The organism is Streptomyces sp. NH27 (assembly GCF_056859195.1).
Genome location: NZ_JACEGK010000797.1, coordinates 1 through 2,277 on the forward strand (window position 1 = coordinate 1; position 2,277 = coordinate 2,277).

General features: G+C 73.0%; 2 protein-coding genes. Both read right to left on the bottom strand.

Annotated elements, in window-relative coordinates; all coding sequences use genetic code 11:
• On the bottom strand, window positions 1-1,170 hold a 1,170-nt coding region (locus AC13HU_RS35935; RefSeq protein WP_483046191.1), incomplete at its 3' end, for a Gfo/Idh/MocA family protein.
• A 180-nt stretch (window positions 1,171-1,350) separates the two neighbouring features.
• A complete protein-coding gene (locus AC13HU_RS35940) occupies window positions 1,351-2,217 on the bottom strand; it encodes an Fpg/Nei family DNA glycosylase (RefSeq protein ID WP_483046192.1) in 867 nt (288 codons plus the stop codon).
• Window positions 2,218-2,277 lie beyond the last annotated feature (60 nt).

Genomic DNA, 2,277 nt, shown 5'->3' on the forward strand with positions numbered 1-2,277 from the left:
CGCCTCCTCCGCCGTGGTCACCGGCGCCCCCGTGCGCGCGGACTCCTCGACGGCCAGGGCGAGCAAGTGGTCCTGGCAGCCCTCGGCCAGCGGATAGGGCTCGGGGCCCTCGCCGCGCACCCAGTCGCCGGTCCGGCACAGCAGGTCCACCACCGCGAGGTCGTCCTCGGACAGGCTCGCGCCCACGTAGTCGTTGCGCCACACCACGCGGCCGTCGAAGGAGATGTGGTGCACCTCGGCGCCCTCCAGGTTGAGGTCGGTGCCGGTGCGGCGGCGGATCAGCGTGGACTCCACCGGGGTACGCGGGTCGGCCATCCGCACCACACCGTCGTCCACGATCTCGCCGAGCGAGCCGCGGACGACGACCCGGCGGGCGCGCAGCGGGTTCCACCACTGGTTGTCGGTGAAGTCGTACAGGCCGGTGCGGCCGGCGCCGAAGTCGAGCAGGGCGAGCGTGGTCGTCGTGTCCCGGGGCGTCAGGTCGTCCGACCAGCCGTTGGGGGAGAGCGGGTCGGCCAGCGGTGCGGTGAAGGCGCGCGCGGTCACCGTCGCCGGGCCGAAGCCGACTTCGAGGGTGTGTCGGATCAGGGACATCGCGTGGTACATGTGCGTCGAGGAGAGCTGGACCGAGGTGGGCGTGCCGATCACGCCGTCGCGGACCAGTGCGATCCGGGCCGCGTGCCCGGGCATGAGCACGTACTGCTCGGCCACCTGCACCAGTGCGCCGCCGTCCGCGGAAGAAGCCGTAGCCCCGCCCGTGGCGGTGCGGCGGGCGCCGCCCACCGCGCGCCACAGTTCCCGCAGCCCCGCCGCGTCCGGCGCCGGTGGCGTCTCGGCCAGCACCGGCACCCCCAGCTCCACCAGTTCCCGCACCACCCCCGGGGTCACATCCCAGGGCACCGAAGGGATCACGAACTCCGGTTCGGCCGCGAGCAGTTCGCCGACCGTACGGTAGGCGGGCACGCCCCACTCCATACGCACCTGCTCGGCCCGTTCCGCCGAGCGCGTCACCACTCCGGCCACCGCCAGCCGCTCGGGCAGCGCCCGGGCGAGCCGTACGAAGAACTCCGACCGCCAACCGCTGCCGACGATGCCGAACCGTATCGGCGCCGCGTCCACGTCACCCATCACGCCGGCCTCCAGCCGCTCGCCTGCCCGCGGGCACGTCACCGCCCCGCCTCATCGGTGGAAGACCATACGGTCCACGCACCCAACGCCGGCGCCCGGCCCGCCACCCGGCACCAGCACCCCGCCCGGCCTACCAGCACCCCCGGTACGGCGGGCGCCCGGCCAGGTCCGCACGGAAGGAGCCCAAGACCGGCCGGTCCAAGTCGGGTAACCGCCCCCGGCCTACTTCAGCAGTCGCGACATACGCCGGTCCGCGAGCGGCTTCCCGCCGGTCTGGCAGGTGGGGCAGTAGTTGAGCGCCGAGTCGCTGAACGACACCTCGCGGATGGTGTCCCCGCACACCGGGCACGGCTCGCCCTTGCGCCCGTGCACCCGCAACCCGCTCTTCTTCTCGGCCTTCAGATCGCGCAGCGGCAACCCCCGGGAGCGTTCCACCGCGTCCCGCAGCGTGCTCCCGATCATGTCGTACAGCAGCGACGCCTCCTGCCCCGACAGCTTCGCCGCCAGCTTGTACGGCGACATCTTGGCGGCGTGCAGGATCTCGTCGGAGTAGGCGTTGCCGATCCCCGCGAGCACGCTCTGGTCGCGCAGCACCCCCTTGATCTGCCGCCGCTCGCCCGCCAGCAGCCCCGCGAACACCTCGGGGGTGAAGTCCGCCGACAGCGGGTCGGGCCCCAGCCGCGCCACACCCGGCACCTCCGCCGGATCGTGCACCACGTAGACCGCCAGCCGCTTCTGCGTACCGGCCTCCGTCACGTCGAAGCCGGTACCGGCCGGCTGCGTCAGCCGCACCCGCAGCGCCAGCGGTCCCTTGCCGGGCCGGGGCGGCGTGTCGGGCAGCTTGTCGTTCCACCGCACCCAGCCCGCCCGCGCCAGGTGCATCACCAGATGCAGGTCACCGGCCGCCAGGTCCAGGAACTTCCCATGCCGCGCCACCGCGTCGAAGGCCCGCCCCTCCAGGTCCGCGACCCCCGGGCGGTACGTCTTCAGGGCGCTCACCGCCAGCGGATACACCCGCTCGACGGTCTTCCCCACCAGGTGGTCGTCGAGAAACCAGCGCAGCGCTTCGACCTCGGGCAATTCAGGCATACCCCCATGATGCATCCACGCCGTATCAGCGTCCCGGGAGACGTCCCGCACCGCCTAATC

What these genes read in the sequence shown, in the direction of transcription:
- AC13HU_RS35940 (WP_483046192.1), bottom strand. Translation starts at nt 2,217, where the DNA reads ATGCCTGAATTGCCCGAGGTCGAAGCGCTGCGCTGGTTTCTCGACGAC.